Origin of the sequence: Corallococcus sp. AB049A, assembly GCF_003668885.1 — a bacterium.
Lineage (GTDB): Bacteria > Myxococcota > Myxococcia > Myxococcales > Myxococcaceae > Corallococcus > Corallococcus interemptor.
In genome coordinates, this window is record NZ_RAWL01001201.1 from 1 (window position 1) to 427 (window position 427).

A 427-nucleotide genomic window follows, 5' to 3' on the forward strand; every position below is an offset into this window, starting at 1 on the left:
GTGAGTTAGCATAGACATCGACGATGTCTACATCAACGAATTTGCCAATGTGTTCTGGCGTGCCTTCAAAATTCACCACGCGATTACATGCAGTACGGCCGGACAGCTCCATCACATTTTTACGTGAGGTGCCTTCGACGAGAATGCGTTGCACAGTGCCAAGCTTACGGCGGCTCCAGGCCATCACCTGCTGATTAAGGCGATCCTGCAAAATATAGAGGCGCTGTTTTTTCTCATCGTCGGAGACATCATCCGGCAGATCGGCAGCGGGCGTTCCCGGGCGGGCTGAATAGATAAAGCTGTAGCTGGTATCGAAATTGATTTCACCGACCAATTTCATGGTCTGCTCGAAGTCTGCCTGCGTTTCGCCAGGAAAACCGATGATAAAGTCAGAGCTGATTTGGATATCCGGGCGGGCAGCGACCAG

Annotated in this window: 1 protein-coding gene; it reads right to left on the minus strand. The window is 51.8% G+C overall.

Annotated elements, in window-relative coordinates; genetic code table 11:
- Positions 1–427, minus strand: a 427-nt coding sequence (locus D7X55_RS46765) for a TRAM domain-containing protein (RefSeq protein WP_121725775.1), incomplete at both ends; no start/stop codon positions are given.